The following is an 18981-nucleotide window of genomic DNA, read 5'->3' on the forward strand; positions in this document are numbered from 1 at the left end:
TTTTATCTAATTTAATAATAACATTATTTTTTAAAAAATCTTTAAAAAATAATGTTGGAGATCAAGTTAACTATTTTATGGGCCTGCGAACTAAAAATTCAATGAAAAATAAAAAGAATTGGAAAGTGACTCAAGATTTTTTTGTTAAATTTAGTATTAAATTTAGCTATTGGTTTTTACCTTTAGGGATAGTATGGACTATATTTGACATAATATTTGGTATTTCTATCACTTCTTTAATAATACAATTCATCCTATTTATCACTTTCATTATAGTAATTATAATAATCACTGAAAAAGAGGTGAAAAAAATGGTCGAATAATAACAAAAAAGAAGATCTTATATTCAATAAAACTATCATGATTTTGATATCAGTATTTCTTGTTTATTTTTTAATATTTATTAGTTCTATATTAAGTATAATGCCTAATAACCCTACTAAAGATAAAACACAAATAATTAATGCTTCTTGTCTTTAGAGTACTTCCTCAAGGATGGGCTTTTTATAGTAGAAATCCTAGAGATAATACATATAGAGTTATCAACACAAAAACAGGAGAACGAGCAACACAATTTCCAAACGCTAGCCCAAATAACTATTTTGGTTTATCTAGATATGGCAGATTAAAAGATGTAGAAGTTGGAAGACTAATATCTAAAATAAACGAAAAAAATGGAAAGACACTACTAGTAATCCTATTAAATTTGGTCGAAAAATGAAAAAATCAAAATGGTTAACAATCAATTAAATCCAAAAGTAAAGAGGAGATATTATCATATATTATAGTGATCCTATTCCTTGGAAACATACTAAGATTAGCTATGAAGAAATCTATGACGATAGATTTCTTCATAGCTATTTTTTATAGTTATAGAGAGGAGTAGACTGTACGGTCTCTTTGGTTTTAAACCCGTATTAAAAACTAGTCAGCTTTACTCTCGCCTTTTGAAATTCGTTTGTAGTATGTTGGGTTCTTGAAACCGTGTATAGGAAAATGAAATGAGAAAGGTTAAGTAAAGTTTCAACTTCTCAAACAATTAGATGAAGCTATGATTCAGTTAGCAAAGCAACTTAATTGTTTTGAAAATATTCATTCAATACCTGGAATTGGTGAATTAACAACGGCTATGATTATTGGCGAAATCGGAGATATTACACGATATCAATCAGGTCGTACACACAGTAGAGATACGATTACCAAGAATGACAATAAAAAAGAGAGAAGACTTTTATTTTGGGTGGTTATGAATATTATTAGGGGACAACGTCATTATGATAACCATGTCGTCGATTATTACTATAAATTAAGAAAGCAGCCTAATGAGAAAGCTCATAAGACTGCCGTCATCGCATGTATGAATCGACTATTAAAAACGATTCATTATTTAGTATCGAATCGGTAATTGTACGATTATCAAATGTCTCCACATGAGTCAAACGTACAACCAAATATAGTTTAACACCTTATTCAAAAAATTTAAATTGAACGGACTAATTTAATAATGCTTATTTTAAAGGGCTTGACTAATCTTAATATGTTTATTTTGGGCTTTATATTCTATACTGAATTTTTCTTGAGAGGATGTTCACCTAGTTTTATTATTTATGACGTATGACACGCATTACTTTTAACATGCTGTACCATAAAGAACTGTCTTTTCTATAAACTAAAAATCTTGGTTCCCAATTAGGACTATATTTTTCTTTATAACGTCTTAATCCTTGGAAACGATATAAACCGTTAAAATGTTCAAAAACACGTCCAGCAATTCTTTCTCTCACAAAAGCAAAATCCATTTGACCAACATTAGACAATGTGGCCATACCCATGTTAAAGGCACCGTAACCTTTTTCTTTACTCCACAATAACATGTGTAAATATAAGCCATCCATTAGTGGTAATTCAATTTCCGGCAACCACCGTATTAAATCAACTGATATAGCATCATTATAATATGTTGGCATTAAACTACAGAAAGCAATGATTTTATCATCTTTATCTTTAATAACGCCAATCGGTGCTTTGGATAAATATTCCGTCGTAAATTGTCCTACAGAAAAGTGCATTTCTTGACGACCATCCAGCCACATATCACTAATTTCTTTTAAACTACTCATAAGGTTGTTTGAAAATGGCGGTTCAAGAATTTCAAACTTAAACTCAAGCTCTTCAAGTTTATTAAGTGTCGCGCGGAAGCCTCTACGCTTTTTACCTGAAATAGTAAATTGGGTTAAATCAATAATAGCTTCCTCCCCTAATTTGAAAAATTGATTACCAAAGTTATGATAGAGTGGCATAAATCGATCACTTACTTGATAAAAGATAACATCATAGCCTAAGCGTTCAGCGTATTGATAAAACGATTCGAGTAGCGTTTGAAAGCTTTGAGTATCCCCAATAGGATCACCTAGTACAACAAGCGCATTACCTTTATAACGATACATTAAAAAGGCTTGTTCATTATCATGCATAAAAACATCTTTATCACCACTGTATAACAAATGGCTTAAATAGTTACCCCCATATGAATCAATAATAGTTTCACATTGTTTATAGTCGTTTATTTGATGTGGACGATTAAATCGATAATCAAACAACCAGGCAATAATACCTACAACAAGTATAATCACTAGAATGGTTAACCAGAAATAATATCTCAATGCAGATGTATTCATTTCTATTTGATATACATCCAACGCATAAAAAGTTTGTGAGATAATAAAATGATTCACATAAAGCACAACAACACTCATAATAAATGACATTACAAATTGATGTAATCTGAATGGTCGCTTTAATACTTTCGCACGACGGTATGCAGCAACCAATATAGCAAACATAACAATAAGCCAACTTAATAATAAGGCAGATGCATATGTATAAATTGTTGCTCCAAAAATTAATATAATCGAGATCATTGCGAAAATAATAGCTCTTCTACTTTGTTTAAATATCCCTTTCACATTTAACAATAGTAATAAACAGGCACTTGTATGAATTGATAACACAATGTAATACACAAGATGATTTTCATCAAATAAACCATCATAAATAATCGTCATATTATTTATAAAAAACATGATACTTGTTATCAAAACAAGGATAGCCACCGATAATGATGGAATTTTTGCTAAAATATCCTTTTGATAAGACATTGCAAAAGAGGTGATGTCTTTAGCCGGAACAAAGTATTTAGAACCTTCAAAGTAACGTTTAGCAGTTGATCCAAATTCAAACGTAGAGAGCAATAGTGCCACAACGACAGGTACAAAATAATAGGCAAAACGATAAAGTAACAGCGCTAATAAAATTTGTTCCTCAGGAATGTCTAATGATTTTAAACCAAGAAGTACAACTAAATCAAAGGCACCAAATCCACCAGGAATAAAGCTGACTAATCCTGATAAAGCTGCAATAATAAAGACGCCTATTAAAGTCATAAATGAAATATGAATATCGACTATTAATACAGATAAATATAATACTAATGCAGCTGCTAGCCATTCAACACTTGAAACTAATGTGCAATACACACCCATAAATCTATTCTTTTTATCTGCTGGGCGCATAATCGTGTATACGATGAAGATAGGCAAAAATAAAGCAACGACATATAATATCCAACGTACCCAACTTATTTTGTCAATCATATGTGATGCATTAAATACATGTAACACAACCAAGATAGATAATAAGCTTAATCCTGTGAGCATAGAGATTAAGATGATTGAAATATAATGTACTAATTTTTTCTTGTCTTCCGTATAATTTTTATATACAACTGCTCTCACACCAGCACCAATAAAACCACCAAAACCTATAATGGCATTAAAAGCATTGATAATGTAGCTTATTCGAATGATTTTAAATAAAGGCATTTCCATCTTTAATGATTTGACTAAGATGACATCATACATAGAGAGCAAGAGTAATGATGCACCACCACAAGCAAATAGTCCAACGAGCATCCAGCGATTGATTTTACTAAATACGGTAACTGTATTTTTAAAATCAATATGTGATAATTCACGATAGAGTGTAAATACCACAATGCAAAACAATGCTGTTGCAAAAGTAATTTTTAATATAGATAAAATTCTATTTTTAACTTCCTGATTCATTTTTTCACATCAATTCTAATTAATTCTTTTGTTACTGAAAATATATCATAACTGCCTGTGATTGAACATGACTATCTTCCTAACAGATTTGTAATATACTAAGGTGCACTAAACCGTTGAATTGATTCACATATGCAATAAAAGCCGATAAAGCAATCCCAAACTGTCCTACTTCATCGGCTACTATACTATTCTGCTATTTTCGAATCTTCTTTAGGAATATCATAGTCTCCAGCATCATCACCATAATACTTATTATATCGGCGTTTAAAAATTAAGAATATGTGAGACACCAGTACTTTTAATATCGCATAAGCTGGAATACCTAAAATGACACCTACAATCCCTAGCAAGTTCCCTGCACTAAGCAAAATGAAAATAATTGTTAATGGATGTATTTTTAATGTTTTACCCATAATATTTGGAGAAATAAAATGACCTTCTATAAATTGAACTAATGTCCATACAACAGCTAATTTTAAAAGCATTAACGGAGAGGTTATTAGCGCAATAATAATTGCAGGTGAAATAGCGATCGTTGGTCCTAAATAAGGTACAACACTTGTTACTGCAGCGATACTTGCCAATATTAAGCTATAATCTAGACCAATAATCGTATAGCCAATAAACAATAAAATACCAATACAAAATGACACAATAATTTGTCCTTGTATATAAGAACCCACTTGAACGCTCATTTTTTCTAATAAGTCATGATAATCTTTTCTAAATTTAGGTGGCATAATTTTAGTCGTGTACTCTTTAAATTTATGACCGTCTTTTAGCATAAAGAACAGTACAAATGGTGTTGTTATTAAAACTACGCCAACATTTACAATAGCTTCAGCAAATGTTCTTAATTTAGTTCCAAAACCATCAAAATAGTCTGTAACAATACTAGGAATCTTTTTAGATAAAGAATCTAAATTGGTCTGTATTTGATCATAAAATGAGGACAAGAACGAAAAGTGCGTCACCTTATCTAAAGTATCATTAAATTTAGTCACATATGCAGGCGCATTATGTATTAAGCGTGTTACCTGACTGCCAATGACCGGAATCAATAAATTAACGATGAGTGCAATAAGTCCAACAATAGCTAAAAATACTATAACAATACCCAGCAATCTTGGAATGTTATAACGCTCCATCAAGTTAATGATTGGATTGATTAAATAGAACAAAATTAACGATAGAATGATTGGTGCTACAATAGTGTTAAAGACAATGATAAAAGGCTCAAATACATATGAGACTTTGTCAAAAATAAATATAACAATACCTAATAATACCAATGCACTAAGTGCAAATATAAGATCCTTACCACCAAAAAATCGCATAAATCTTGTTTCAGAAAAACTTAATTTCCCTGGTTTCTTTTCAGCTGTATTCTTTTTATCATCCAACATCATTATTCACCAAACCTTAACTCGTATTCTCTATTTGTAACTATATTTTTCAATTGATTGTATTTTACTAATCTATATCATACCATACTTGTCATAAATTATAGATTATTTTATCTGAAAATGCACCAATACAATAAAATAGGAGCAGGTAAAAAGCCAATAGTTATGACTTAATTTCCCACCCCTATTTTACAGATTTTATGAGCAACACAAATTGTTTTTAAATAGCACAACGCAATTTAAAACGGTTATTATAAATATAATTTAACAAGTTTACTCATTTTAAAATATCTCAAACTTTAAAAGTTTACACTATGATTTTTTAGATTTATTTTCACGTCCCCAAGATTCAATGCCAAATAAATTTATTTGTAAATTTTCGGGATTGAACACGGGATGTTTTCCTTCTTTACGTTGTTGTTGATAATCTTTCATCACTGCAAAAGCTACATTGGATAAACCAATAATCGATATTAAATTCACAATGGCCATAAGTCCCATAAACAAATCTGCTGTACTCCATACTGTTTCCGTTTTAACTACAGCACCAACAAACACTAATATCACAACTAAACATCTAAAAATAAATAAGATTATTTTATTCGTTGATAAAAACTCTATATTAGACTGTCCGTAATAATAGTTCCCTACAACTGATGAAAATGCAAATAAAGTCACAGCTACAGTTAAAAAGATACCGCCAGCAGATCCTAAATGATCATTTAAAGCTGATTGTGTGACAGCAACACCTTGTGGCGCACTATCGCCAAATTTCAAACCTGAATAAAGTAAAATCATAATCGCTGTAGCAGTACATACGAGCATTGTATCGAAGAAAACACCAAGAGATTGAATTAAACCTTGTTTAACTGGATGTGGAACAGCCGCTGTCGCTGCAGCATTTGGTGCTGAACCCATACCAGCTTCATTTGAGAATAAACCACGCTTAATACCTTGTAATATAGCAGCTCCTAACGCACCACCAGCAACCTGTTCAATGCCAAAAGCACTCTTGATAATTGTGCCAATCATTGGAACAACTTGATCTAAATTCATCAATAAAATAACTAAAACCATACCAATATAAATAATAGCCATAATAGGTACTATTAGTGATGATAGTGTTGCAATACTACGAACACCACCAAAAATGATAATCCCAGTAATAACTGCTAATACAACGCCTGTTATCACAGGGTTGACATTATACTGTGTATTTAATGATTCTGCAATCGTATTAGATTGCACCGTATTAAATACAAATGCAAATGTCACTGTAATTAAAATCGCAAATAAAATACCTAACCATTTTTGATTAAGTCCTTTTGTTATGTAATATGCAGGTCCTCCACGGAACCCACCTTCTTTATCATGAACTTTATATATCTGGGCAAGTGTAGCTTCCATAAACGCACTTGCTGCTCCGATAAAAGCAATAATCCACATCCAAAATACTGCACCTGGGCCACCAAGAACAATGGCAGTAGCAACACCTGCAATATTCCCCGTACCCACACGTGAGCCGGCGCTTATCGCAAACGCTTGAAATGGTGAAATACCTTTCTTTCCAGACTCTAATGTTTCTGGTTTCTCAACGAGCGCTCTAAACATTTCTGGCAACATTCTAAGTTGTACAAATTTTGAACTAATAGTAAAGAAGAAGCCAACCGTTAGTAACAGACCAATTAGGTACTGTGACCATATTAAATCGTTTCCGACTTGCACAATTGTCTTAAACCAGCCAGGAATCAAATTATCAAAATCTCTCACTCTATCCATACCTCACATTTATCTAAATTTATCTAGTGAATACGTTAAGAGATTTACATTTATAGTTTAGGTTATATGATTCATTGAAAATGGAACAATGAACTTACTCCTATTAAATGTAAATCTCTTGCTTTTATACAAGTTAAAAAATAAATAACAATTCTAAGTTTATCATTTTATTTTAACTATGAAAATAAAATCACTAAAAACATTATTGAATAGTCATATTAATTACCTCTCCAAACTCAGTCGTATCAACGATGAATGAACCATTCGTGTATTGTTCAGATTTATGAATATCAACAATAAGACCTTCTTCAACATGTGACTCTGAATAGATCATATATTCAGATTGATTTTCTGTTACCACATGACCAGCAACGATTCGATGTGGATTTTTCTTTAATTCTTTCAATAAAGTAATACCTCGTTGAGCTCGTTTTGCCAATTGTAAAACTTTAAAGTCAATACGTTTCATAGCCCCACGTTGGGTAGCCATAATGATCGTTTGTCCAGCTTCAACAACTTCGGTCATAACTACGAAATCTTCCACCTTTAAATTGATAGATTTCACACCAGCAGCTCTCAAACCTGTATCAGATAACTCATTAGTGTTATATGTTAATGACATACCTTTATGCGTTAGTACCGTTATAATTTGATCTTCTGTCAAACGTTGTACACTTATAATTTCATCTTGCGGTTTCACTTTCATAGCAACTAATGGTTTAGTGTAACGTGTTGTTTTAAATAATCCAGCATGACTTTTTTTAATCATACCGTTACGTGTAGCCATAATATAAAATGCCTCTTGTTGGAAATTTTTTTCATTATATACATTGATTATATATTCGTCTTCTTCGATTGCTACAAGTTGTGACACGTGTTGCCCTAATTCTTTCCACCGCGTGTCTGCTAATTTATGTACCGGAATGAACAAGTATCTGCCTTTATTTGTAAAGACAAGAATCGTATCCTGCGTATTCACCTCTTGATATTTTAATAATCGGTCACCTTGCTTAAGTCCGATTTCTGAAACACCACTCGCATTAAAACTTCGTGTTGAAGTACGTTTAATATATCCTTGAGCAGTGACACTCATAATGACATCTTCGCTAGGAACCATTACTTCTTTATCGATTTTAATTTCTGCAATTTCTGCTTCAATTGAAGACAGTCTTTCAGTTTTAAAACGCTTACGAATATCTTTCAATTCGTTCTTAATAACAGTTAGCAAAGCGTCATGGTTATCTAAAATATGACGATATTCTTTAATGCGTTCACTAAGCTCAGCGTGCTCATTTTTCAATTCAACAATATCCGTATTTGTTAAACGGTATAATTGCAACATAACTATCGCTTCTGCTTGAGCATCTGTAAAACCATATGTTGCCACTAAATTATCTTTAGCATCTCGTTTGTTTTTCGATTCTCGGATAAGGGCGATAACTTCATCTAAAATAGATAAAGCTTTCATCAATCCCTCTACAATATGCATACGCTTTTCTGCATGATCCAAATCAAATTTAGTCCGATTGACAACAACTTCAATTTGATGATTTAAATAACTATCAATAATTTGACGAATACCCATCAATTTTGGTCTACCATCGCTTATTGCCACCATGTTGAAATTATATGAAATTTGTAAGTCAGAATTTTTGAATAGATAATTTTTAATAGCCTCACTATTAGCTTCTTTCTTTAATTCAATAGCGATTCTCAAACCAGTACGATCGGTCTCATCTCTAACTTCGACAATTCCATCTACTTTTTTATCTGCTCGTAATTCATCAATTCGCTTAACAAGCGAACTTTTATTTACTTCGTATGGCACTTCGGTCACAACTAATTGTTGTCTGCCATTTCTTAATGCTTCTGTTTCAACTTTTGAACGAACTACAATTTTCCCTTTACCAGTTTCATATGCTTTCTTTATGCCATCAACACCTTGAATAATGCCACCAGTTGGAAAATCTGGCCCTTGAATATATTTCATAAGCTGACTTACTGATATATTAGGATTATCTATATACTTTAAGGTTGCTTGAATGACTTCAGCTAAATTATGAGGTGGAATATCAGTAGCATAACCTGCTGAAATACCAGTAGAACCATTAACTAGTAAATTAGGAAATCGCGCCGGTAACACCATAGGTTCAAGGGTTGTATCATCATAGTTAGAGACAAAAGATACTGTTTCTTTATTAATATCGCGCAATAATTCTTCAGCTAATTGACTTAACTTAGCTTCTGTATAACGCATTGCAGCAGGAGGATCATTGTCGATACTACCATTATTCCCATGCATTTCTACGAGTACATGACGTAATTTCCAATCTTGACTTAAACGTACCATCGCATCATATACTGATGAATCGCCATGAGGATGATATTGTCCAATGACATCCCCAACAGTTTTGGCACTTTTACGGAAATTCTTATCATACGTATTACCACTGCTATACATAGCGTACAAAATACGGCGTTGTACTGGTTTAAGTCCATCTCTTACATCTGGCAGAGCACGTTCTTGAATTATATATTTACTATATCTACCAAAGCGGTCACCAATAACATCTTCAAGTGATAAGTCTTGTATTATCTCACTCAATTTGTTTCCTCCTCAGTATAATTTTCATTGTCTAATACTTGAACCTCTGTATTATCTAAAATACTCAAATCTTCTTGCATACCAAATTCAACATGGCGTTCAATCCACTCACGTCTTGGTGCCACTTTATCACCCATTAATGTAGTAACACGTTTAGAAGATCGCACTTCATCTTCAACTTGTACTCGAATCAATGTTCTTGTATCTGGATTCATCGTCGTCTCCCATAATTGTTCGGGATTCATTTCACCTAGACCTTTATACCGTTGCAACGTAAATCCTTTTCCTAGTGATTGTTGAAGTTTGTCTAATTCATCATCCGTCCAGGCATATTCAACTTGCTTAGCTTTTCCTTTACCCTTTTCAAGTTTGTAAAGTGGCGGCAAAGCAATAAACACTCGTCCTGCTTGAACTAAAGGTTTCATGTATTTGAAGAAGAACGTTAATAACAGTACCTGTATATGAGCACCATCAGTATCCGCATCGGTCATGATGATAACTCTGTTGTAATTACTATCCTCAATTTTAAAATCGTTACCTACACCAGCACCGATTGTATGAATAATCGTGTTAATTTCCTCATTTTTAAATATATCTTCTAAGCGCGCCTTCTCTGTGTTGATTACTTTACCTCGAAGTGGCAAAATCGCTTGGAATTTGCGATCACGTCCTAACTTGGCAGAACCACCTGCTGAATCACCTTCGACTAAGTACAATTCATTTTTCTCAGTATTTTTACTTTGTGCAGGTGTGAGTTTTCCAGATAACAATGTATCTTTACGTTTATTCTTTTTACCAGAACGGGCATCATCGCGGGCCTTGCGAGCTGCTTCACGTGCTTGCTGTGCTTTAATTGCTTTTTTAACTAAAGATTTGGAAAGCTGCCCTTTTTCCTCTAAATAAAAAGGTAATTTCTCAGCTACGACAGAATCTACTGCACTTCTAGCCTCTGTTGTTCCAAGTTTAGACTTTGTTTGTCCTTCAAATTGCAATAATTCTTCAGGAATTCTCACTGAAATAATGGCTGTTAATCCTTCACGTATATCATTACCATCAATATTCTTATCTTTTTCTTTTAATTCATTAATGCGTCGTGCATAATCGTTAAATACTCTGGTCATAGCAGTTTTAAATCCTACTTCATGCGTACCACCATCTTTAGTCCGTACATTATTAACAAAACTTAAAATACTCTCAGAATATTGGTCATTATATTGAAAAGCCACATCGACTTCAATGCCATGAGATTGGCCAGAAAACATAGTTACATCATGTAATACTTCTTTACCTTCATTTACGTAACTTACAAATTCTTTAATACCTTCTTCATAATGGTACAGTTCTTCACGTTCTTTACCACTGCGTAAATCGGTTAGTTTAATTTTTAGATTTTTTAATAAAAATGCAGACTCTTGTAAACGCTCGCTTAATGTTTGGAAAGAAAATGTCGTTGACGCTTTAAAAATCTCTGGATCAGGCTTAAAAGTTACTTTAGTGCCAGTTTTTTTAGTTTTTCCTGCTTTGACTAAACCAGTGGCAGGCAAACCCCCATTTTTAAAACTTTGTTTATAGATATTTCCATCTCTATGTATTTCAACCTCTAACCATTCACTAAGCGCATTCACTACTGATGCACCTACACCATGCAAGCCACCAGATGTTTTATAACCACCTTGACCAAATTTACCTCCAGCATGTAAAACGGTAAAAATAACTTGTACCGTCGGCTTACCTGAAGCATGGATTCCTGTTGGCATACCTCGACCATTATCTTCAATAGTAATGCTATTATCTTTATTAATTGTGACGTTGATTTCATCACCATAGCCATTTAATACTTCATCAACAGAGTTATCAACAACTTCATATACTAAATGGTGGAGCCCGCGCTTATCAGTGGAGCCAATATACATACCAGGTCTTTTACGCACAGCTTCTAATCCTTCTAAAACCTGTATTGAATCATCTGAATAATTGTTTTTTTTATTCACTGTCAATGTAATTTTCCTCCTACAAACGTACGTTCGTTATTTTTTCTATACAATAGTTATTCTTATATAAATCCGCTTAAATTGCAAGTCTGAGTTTAAAACAAGGCTATTTATTTACCATAACATTTGTTTTAAATTTATTGTCGTAAAAAATAATCAGTTTATGGTAAAATAGAGCTAAGTTATAAAAGGATGTGTAATTATTATGATGATAGTCCTCATGTTGTTACTCAGCTATCTCATAGGAGCTTTTCCAAGTGGTTATGTTGTTGGAAAACTCTTTTTTAAAAAAGATATAAGACAATTTGGAAGTGGCAACACTGGTGCAACAAATAGCTTTCGAGTACTTGGCAAGCCTGCTGGTTTTTTAGTAACATTTCTAGACATTTTTAAAGGATTCATAACTGTATTCTTTCCAATTTGGTTGCCTGTGCATGCAGATGGCCCACTAAGCACCTTTTTTACCCATGGACTCATCGTTGGTTTATTTGCAATTCTAGGCCATGTTTATCCTGTCTATCTTAAATTTAAAGGTGGCAAAGCAGTAGCTACAAGTGCAGGTGTCGTACTAGGGGTTAATCCTATATTGTTGCTAATTTTAGCATTGATTTTCTTTATTATTTTATACCTATCTAAATTTGTGTCCTTATCAAGTATTATTGCTGCGATTAGTTGTGTTGTTGGTGCATTTGTCATACATGACTACGTATTACTTGGTGTCAGTTTGCTTGTTTCAGTTATATTAATTGTACGACATCGTTCTAATATTATCAGAATTGTCAAGGGTGAAGAACCTAAAATCAAATGGATGTAATTAAGCTCAACAATTTAAAAATTATTGCTATTTTCCGACCGCAACAAGACTTTTATAAGCTTTTGCGGTTTTTATAATACAATAACAACTTAAAAATGGAAACGAGAGTGGGACAGATTTCATGATGAATTCGTAGTCCCGAATAGAATTGAAAAAAGCCTGGTATCAGTGTATTTTCAATCCAATCAACTACGGCCAATATATAGTTCGTAGCTTTGAACATAATGATGCACCAGCCTCAATATTATTCTTGAGTTATCGTTAACTATTTCATTAAGCATATTCAAATATTTTTAATAGCTACTATGCTATAATCCTACTTGCGAAGATAAATTATTTATGGGTATTGATGAATGAGCTATTAGGAGGTTATAAATTGAAAATACAATTAACTGAACAAGCTATCAACTGGTTTAAAGATGAATTAGATTTGCCAGACAACAATAAAGTTTTACAATTCTATGTCCGCTACGGTGGAGAATTCCAATTAAAACAAGGCTTCAGTCCTGCTTTTCGCGTTGAAAATGAAGATGACATAGATATTGGTTACAGTGAAAATTATAATAACCTTAAAGTTGTAGTTGCTGAAGACGATTTGTGGTACTTTAAAGACGATATTATTGAAGTTGATACCGTTAATCACGAAGATGAAATAGCTTATACTACAAAGTAACATCAATTGCAGTTTAATAGAATAATAAGAAATAGCTATGAGACTTTTACTCAAGATATCAGTCTTCATAGCTATTTTTTTATAAAAATAGCTCATTTGCTTTAAGCTATCATTTCAAAGGTTTAAAAACTATTTTGTAATATATTCGTTCCGCTTAATTTTAAAGATGATTTAAATCATCTTTATTCGTTACTTCTAACTCAATATTATTTTTATTTAATGCTTCAACTTTACTATATGTTTCATGCCAATCTGGAAAATGGCGATCTAATCTAATAGGTCTAAAATTATCTGCCTTCATACAAATTAGCTCAGTAGTCCCTGTTGTAGCAAGTTCTCCTTGCTCATTATATATTTCATAGCTATAAATTGAACGTAGCCGCGAATATTTTTCCACCCAAGTCTTAACTTTAACAGTTTCAGGATATGTAATGGATTTGATATACTTCACATTCAAATCTGTAACAGGAGATATAATGCCCACCGCTTCCATGTCAGCATAATTAAAGCCTAATTTTCTAATATAATCTGTGCGCGCTACTTCAAACCATGTAGCATAGTTGCCGTGATAAATCACACCCATTTTATCTGTTTCTTGGTATCTAGCCTCGATTTCAGTAATACTGTATATCATAATCAAATATCCTTCTTTCAATATAACTTTCTTATCAATTCTAACATAAAAAAAGGAGCGGAGCAGAATTCATGATGAATTCGTAGTCCCACCCCAACCAGGTTGACTAGAATTGAAAAAGTTTGGTATCAGCATATTTTCAATCCAGTTAACTACTGCTAATAATTAGTTCCTAGCCTAAAACATAATGATGTCCCAGACTGTATTTCGCCTTGTTTATTGTGCAAGTTTATTACGTAAAACCATTTGTAAAATACCACCATGACGATAATAATCCAACTCTACTAAAGAATCAAAGCGAACAGTTGCATCTAAATCAACTACTTCACCATTCTCCTTTTTAGCATGAACTTTAACAGTATCTTGCGGCTTAACATCTTCATTGATATCTACAGAAATTTCTTCCTTACCATCTAAGCCAAGTGAGTCTGCTGAATCACCATCTTTAAACTGTAATGGTAATACCCCCATCATGACTAGGTTAGAACGGTGAATACGTTCATAACTTTGAGCAATAACTGTCTTAACGCCTAATAAGTTAGTACCTTTGGCAGCCCAGTCACGTGAAGAACCCATACCATAATCATTACCAGCTAATACAGCTAAACCAGTACCGTCCTCTTTATATTTCATAGCAGCGTCATAGATAGGCATCACTTCATCCGTTGGCCAATAAGTTGTATAGCCACCTTCAGTTCCAGGTGCTAATTGGTTTTTAATACGAATATTTGCGAATGTGCCACGTACCATAACTTCATGATTCCCACGTCTTGAACCATATGAATTAAAATCACGAATAGGTACATCATGATCAAGTAAATATTTACCTGCTGGCGTATCTTTACCAATTGCACCAGCTGGTGAGATATGGTCAGTTGTAACTGAATCTCCAAACTTACCCATAACACGCAAATCTTTTAAAGGTTTAATTGTGCCAGGTTCTTTAGATAAGTTTTGGAAAAATGTAGGATTTTGAATATATGTTGAATTAGGATCGAAGTCATATAATGGTGCGTCAGTCACATCAATTTCATTCCACATTTCATTATTATTATATACATTTTTGTATTCTTCCAAGAATAACTCGGGCGTCACTACACTGTCTACTGTGTCTGCAACTTCTTTGATTGATGGCCAAATATCATTTAAATAAACATCTTCGCCATCTTTTCCTTTTCCAAGTGGCTCATTTTGCAAATCAATATCAACAGTCCCAGCTAAAGCATAAGCAACAACTAATTGTGGTGAAGCTAAGTAGTTTGCTTTAACTAATGGATGGATACGACCTTCAAAATTACGGTTACCTGATAATACAGACGTAACAAGCAAATCTTCTTTAGCAATTGCTTTTTCTATTTCAGGTAAAAGTGGACCTGAGTTGCCAATACATGTTGTACAACCATAACCAACTAGATTGAAGCCTAAATCATCAAGATATTCTTGTAAACCCGAATTACGTAAATAACCTGTTACAACCTTTGAACCTGGAGCCAATGAAGTTTTAACAAATTCTGGCACTTTGAGCCCTTTTTCGACAGCCTTCTTAGCAACTAGACCTGCCCCCAACATGACATATGGATTTGATGTATTTGTACATGAAGTAATTGCTGCTATCGCTATATCCCCTGTTGTCATAGTTGCAGTTGAACCGTCACTAAATTGGATTTCAGCTGTTTTATCAAATTCTTTTTTATCAAATCCATGGCCTTGGTTACCCGCAGGTGCAGTAACTGATTTTTCAAATTCTGATTTCATGTCACTTAAAAAGATTAAGTCTTGGGGACGTTTTGGCCCTGATAATGATGCTTCAACCGTAGATAGATCTAAGTCAATAACATCAGTGTATTCTGGGTCTTCTTTATCAACAGTAAAGAACATATTGTTTTGTTCCAAGTATGCTTTAACTAATGCAACATGCTCTTCTGATCGTCCTGTTAATCTCATATATTTTAGTGATTCCTCATCAACTGGGAAGAATCCACAAGTAGCACCGTATTCTGGCGCCATATTTGCGATAGTTGCACGATCAGCTAGTGGTAAATCTGTAACACCTGGTCCAAAGAATTCAACAAATTTGCCAACTACACCTTTTTTACGTAATTCTTGAGTCACTCTTAAAGCTAAGTCCGTAGCGGTTGAGCCTTGAGGTAATGTGTTAGTTAATCTGACACCAATAACTTCTGGGATTGGGAAATAAGAGGGTTGTCCAAGCATACCTGCTTCTGCTTCAATACCACCAACACCCCATCCTAATACCCCGATACCATTAATCATAGTTGTATGAGAGTCAGTACCTACTAGTGTGTCTGGAAATGCTGTTTCTTCTCCATCAACGTCACGAACATGAACGACATTAGCTAAGTATTCTAAATTCACTTGATGTACAATACCAGTTGCAGGCGGTACTGCATTATAGTTGTTAAATGCTTTAGTTGCCCAATTTAAGAATTGATATCTTTCATAATTTCGTTCAAATTCCAATTTCATATTGCGTTCAAGCGCATCTGGATTTGCATAACTATCTACTTGAACAGAATGATCAATGACTAAGTCAACAGGAACTTCTGGATTAATTTTATTAATATCGCCACCAACATCGTTCATTGCTTTACGCAATGATGCTAAATCCACTACTGCTGGAACTCCAGTAAAATCCTGTAAAATCACTCGAGAAGGTTTAAATGGAACCTCACCTTCGTTATTTTCTCCCCCAAAATGACTTAATGCTTTAATATGATCATCCGTAATAACAAAATCATCTTCTTGTCTTAATACAGATTCTAATAATACTCTGATGGAATATGGTAATTTAGATACCGTAGTTAAACCTTGTTCTTCTAAACTTTTCAAATCATAATACACATAAGATTTGTCGTTCACTTTAAATGTCTTTTTAGCATGTGATTTCATGTTAGAAGCCATAGTATTTCCCCCTTGAACTAAATCATAATATTTTTATATGCCGTTACTTAAATTGTATAATTAACTAAATTTTAAAACAACTGCAATTCGCTATAAATAGGCGTTTTTAGGATTTCCTTTTTTAATCGGAATATATAAGTAAAAGTTATCATTAAGCATACGTTCAATAAGAAATAGTTATTAATTGAGAATGATTTTCAATAAAAATAGTCCTTATCACTTTTTAAGCAATAAGGACAATAAATTATCAATTATTAGTCTTTTTCAGTATTTCTCCGTGCTTCACGTTTCTCTAAAATATCTGCTTCATAATCAGCTTGTTGATGTTTAACATATTCTTGCAAACGGTGCTTGTTTGGTTGCAACGTCAAACCTAAGAATTTACGTTCTTGGTTAGCATCTTTATAGAAACTAATCATCATCAATATGACGACAAAGGAGAATGGAAAGGCACTGATAATTGCAGCACTTTGAATGGCACTCAATGCTGCTGCACCATCTCCACCACCGGCAAGTAATAAAATAAATGCAATCAGTGATTGTGCTACGCCCCATGTGACTTTCACAAAACCTGTTGGCTCAAGAGAACCAAACGTAGTCTGCATTCCCAGCACAAAGGTTGCAGAATCGGCAGAAGTGATAAAGAATGATGCAATAAGAATAAGCGCAATAATGGATAATAACATACCTAATGGCACTTCGTTAAACACACCAAAAAGTTGTGTTTCAGGTGTCATTTTAAATAATTCTGGATGTTTTTTTCCTGTTTCAATACCTAAAACGCCAAATACACTGAACCAGATAAAGCTTACGATTGCTGGAACAAGTAATACACCAGAAATGAATTCTCGAATAGAACGACCTTTAGATACACGGGCAATAAATACACCAACGAATGGGCTCCAGCTTAACCACCAGCCCCAATAGTACAATGTCCAAGTAGACATCCATTCCCTTTTTTGGCTATTTAAAGCAGCCGTATCTAAACTGTTAAATAAAAATGTATTAAACAAACTACCAGTCGAGCTCGTAAACATATTTAAAATAAGCACTGTCGGCCCAATAATAAGGACAGCAATCATTAATATTGTTCCTAAACCAATGTTTAAGTTACTTAAATATTGAATACCTTTACTTAAACCTGACCATGCACTCGCAATAAATAGTACTGTTACTACAACAATAATAATTGATTGTACCCATACCGTATTAGGAACGTTGAATAAATAATTTAAACCACCATTAATTTGTAGTGCTCCCATACCAAGTGATACTGCTACACCAACGACAGTTGCAAAGACTGATAAAACATCAATAATTGTACCAATTGGACCTTCCACCTTATCACCTAAAATAGGTCTTAAGGTTCTAGACAGTAAACCTGGTTCATTTTTTCTAAATTGCGCATACGCAAGCGCTAATGCGACAACTCCATATGTAGCCCATGCATGAAAGCCCCAATGGAAAAATGTAGAGCGTAGTGCCTCAGTATATGCTTGTGTTGTCTTTGGATCAGCATCTGGTGGTGATGCAAAGTGTGACATAGGTTCAGCAGCTCCATAAAACACTAAGCCAATACCCATACCTGCACTAAATAGCATAGCAAACCAAGAAACAGTGTTAAATTCAGGTTTGTCATTGGGTTTACCTAATTTTAATTTACCTATAGGACTGAAAATTAAAAAGATACAGAAGAAAACTATGATTGTAGTTAAAATAAGGTAATACCAACCTAATTTATCAGTAATCCAACCACTGATTGCGCCTGTAACACTGCCAAATTTAGTCGGAAAAATCGCTCCAACTAGCACTACAATCGCAACAAGAATAGCGCTATAAATAAATACAGGTGAAAACTTCTTTCCGCTACTATTTTTTTGAGAAGAAGAATTCATAAATAAATAACTCCCTTCATTATAGTATTAAATTTTCAATGCGCGAGATATACTACGTTTAGAAAGCAACGCTATACCTCAAACGATACCTATAAGGATATCAAACCTAAATTCTTTTATCAAATTTGTTTAGAA

12 protein-coding genes and 1 pseudogene are annotated in these 18981 nt (G+C 33.4%); 5 read left to right on the plus strand and 8 right to left on the minus strand.

Features of this window, described 5'->3' with window-relative positions; genetic code table 11:
• Positions 1 to 77: 77 nt before the first annotated feature.
• The 3 genes and pseudogenes from HMPREF2597_RS13025 to HMPREF2597_RS07750 all read left to right on the plus strand — a co-directional run.
• Positions 78 to 323 (plus strand): SdpI family protein, encoded by a 246-nt coding sequence (locus HMPREF2597_RS13025; protein WP_037553642.1) that lies wholly within the window; start codon positions 78 to 80, stop codon positions 321 to 323.
• A 140-nt stretch (positions 324 to 463) separates the two neighbouring features.
• On the plus strand, positions 464 to 721 hold the full coding sequence (locus HMPREF2597_RS13030; protein ID WP_002459188.1) for an SdpA family antimicrobial peptide system protein: 258 nt from the start codon (positions 464 to 466) through the stop codon (positions 719 to 721).
• A gap of 309 nt (positions 722 to 1030) precedes the next feature.
• Positions 1031 to 1405, plus strand: a pseudogene (locus HMPREF2597_RS07750) (transposase); the annotation flags it as partial.
• 196 nt (positions 1406 to 1601) lie between these two features.
• Here the strand turns inward: HMPREF2597_RS07750 and mprF are convergent.
• The 5 genes from mprF to parE form a co-directional block, all read right to left on the minus strand.
• Positions 1602 to 4124 (minus strand): bifunctional lysylphosphatidylglycerol flippase/synthetase MprF, encoded by a 2523-nt coding sequence (gene mprF / locus HMPREF2597_RS07755; RefSeq protein WP_002478234.1) that lies wholly within the window; start codon positions 4122 to 4124, stop codon positions 1602 to 1604.
• A gap of 188 nt (positions 4125 to 4312) precedes the next feature.
• The gene (locus tag HMPREF2597_RS07760) at positions 4313 to 5536 is read right to left on the minus strand and encodes an AI-2E family transporter (RefSeq protein ID WP_002459191.1); all 1224 of its coding nucleotides are present in this window, start codon (positions 5534 to 5536) and stop codon (positions 4313 to 4315) included.
• A gap of 309 nt (positions 5537 to 5845) precedes the next feature.
• Complete coding sequence (locus HMPREF2597_RS07765) at positions 5846 to 7303, minus strand: glutamine transporter AlsT (RefSeq protein ID WP_002478235.1); 1458 nt, start codon at positions 7301 to 7303, stop codon at positions 5846 to 5848.
• Between the two features lie 211 nt (positions 7304 to 7514).
• Complete coding sequence (gene parC, locus HMPREF2597_RS07770; RefSeq protein ID WP_002478236.1) at positions 7515 to 9917, minus strand: DNA topoisomerase IV subunit A; 2403 nt, start codon at positions 9915 to 9917, stop codon at positions 7515 to 7517.
• Positions 9914 to 11908: a DNA topoisomerase IV subunit B gene (gene parE, locus HMPREF2597_RS07775; protein ID WP_161510815.1), complete on the minus strand. Its 1995-nt coding sequence runs from the start codon at positions 11906 to 11908 to the stop codon at positions 9914 to 9916. Before parE ends, parC begins: the two co-directional genes overlap by 4 nt.
• 205 nt (positions 11909 to 12113) lie before the next feature.
• Here parE and plsY point away from each other — a divergent pair, with 205 nt between their 5' ends.
• Positions 12114 to 12722, plus strand: a complete 609-nt coding sequence (plsY, locus tag HMPREF2597_RS07780; RefSeq protein ID WP_002459195.1) for a glycerol-3-phosphate 1-O-acyltransferase PlsY — start codon at positions 12114 to 12116, stop codon at positions 12720 to 12722.
• A gap of 376 nt (positions 12723 to 13098) precedes the next feature.
• Positions 13099 to 13395 (plus strand): HesB/YadR/YfhF family protein, encoded by a 297-nt coding sequence (locus HMPREF2597_RS07785; protein ID WP_002478237.1) that lies wholly within the window; start codon positions 13099 to 13101, stop codon positions 13393 to 13395.
• 160 nt (positions 13396 to 13555) lie between these two features.
• On the opposite strand, the gene menI is transcribed toward HMPREF2597_RS07785, so the two are convergent.
• From menI to HMPREF2597_RS07800, 3 genes are all read right to left on the minus strand, one after another.
• A complete protein-coding gene (menI, locus tag HMPREF2597_RS07790; RefSeq protein ID WP_002459197.1) occupies positions 13556 to 14029 on the minus strand; it encodes a 1,4-dihydroxy-2-naphthoyl-CoA hydrolase MenI in 474 nt (157 codons plus the stop codon).
• Positions 14030 to 14245: 216 nt separating this feature from the next.
• Positions 14246 to 16951 (minus strand): aconitate hydratase AcnA, encoded by a 2706-nt coding sequence (gene acnA, locus HMPREF2597_RS07795; protein ID WP_070817258.1) that lies wholly within the window; start codon positions 16949 to 16951, stop codon positions 14246 to 14248.
• 254 nt (positions 16952 to 17205) lie between these two features.
• On the minus strand, positions 17206 to 18846 hold the full coding sequence (locus tag HMPREF2597_RS07800; RefSeq protein ID WP_002459199.1) for a BCCT family transporter: 1641 nt from the start codon (positions 18844 to 18846) through the stop codon (positions 17206 to 17208).
• Positions 18847 to 18981 lie beyond the last annotated feature (135 nt).

This window comes from Staphylococcus sp. HMSC063A07, from assembly GCF_001836955.1.
GTDB classification, from domain to species: Bacteria; Bacillota; Bacilli; order Staphylococcales; family Staphylococcaceae; genus Staphylococcus; species Staphylococcus lugdunensis.

What these genes read in the sequence shown, in the direction of transcription:
- HMPREF2597_RS13025 (WP_037553642.1), top strand. Translation starts at nt 78, where the DNA reads ATGGGCCTGCGAACTAAAAATTCAATGAAAAATAAAAAGAATTGGAAA.
- HMPREF2597_RS13030 (WP_002459188.1), top strand. Translation starts at nt 464, where the DNA reads ATGCTTCTTGTCTTTAGAGTACTTCCTCAAGGATGGGCTTTTTATAGT.
- mprF (WP_002478234.1), bottom strand. Translation starts at nt 4,124, where the DNA reads ATGAATCAGGAAGTTAAAAATAGAATTTTATCTATATTAAAAATTACT.
- HMPREF2597_RS07760 (WP_002459191.1), bottom strand. Translation starts at nt 5,536, where the DNA reads ATGATGTTGGATGATAAAAAGAATACAGCTGAAAAGAAACCAGGGAAA.
- plsY (WP_002459195.1), top strand. Translation starts at nt 12,114, where the DNA reads ATGATGATAGTCCTCATGTTGTTACTCAGCTATCTCATAGGAGCTTTT.
- menI (WP_002459197.1), bottom strand. Translation starts at nt 14,029, where the DNA reads ATGATATACAGTATTACTGAAATCGAGGCTAGATACCAAGAAACAGAT.
- acnA (WP_070817258.1), bottom strand. Translation starts at nt 16,951, where the DNA reads ATGGCTTCTAACATGAAATCACATGCTAAAAAGACATTTAAAGTGAAC.
- HMPREF2597_RS07800 (WP_002459199.1), bottom strand. Translation starts at nt 18,846, where the DNA reads ATGAATTCTTCTTCTCAAAAAAATAGTAGCGGAAAGAAGTTTTCACCT.